Source organism: Shigella sp. FC1967, assembly GCF_001743005.1.
Lineage (GTDB): Bacteria > Pseudomonadota > Gammaproteobacteria > Enterobacterales > Enterobacteriaceae > Proteus.
The window spans coordinates 1-287 of the sequence record NZ_MIIZ01000123.1; the positions used below are offsets into that span (position 1 = coordinate 1).

1 pseudogene is annotated in these 287 nt (G+C 50.5%); it reads right to left on the reverse strand.

Annotation, left to right across the window (positions count from 1 at the left end):
- Positions 1-287: pseudogene (gene tnpA, locus BHE89_RS26765) on the reverse strand (IS200/IS605 family transposase); the annotation flags it as partial.

Here is a 287-nt window from a genome sequence, read left to right on the forward strand (position 1 = left end):
GACTGGCTCTGAACGTAGGCTCTGAGTGTTTCAATCGTTGCCCCTCCGGTGCTACAGACAAAGTACGACCTTGACCACAAAAGTCCCCGTTTTACTTTGTGTCCGTAAATGTGTGTTTTGCTGGCGCAGCAGGCGCGACGATACTGATTTCAGATTGTTGACCATCACACTGACCGCCAGTTTTGGCGGGTAAGCAACCAGCAGATGCACATGGTCAGGCTCTCCGTCCATCTCAATAATTTCGCATTCAAGTTTTGCCGCAGCGGAGTCAAATGCATCACGCAGTT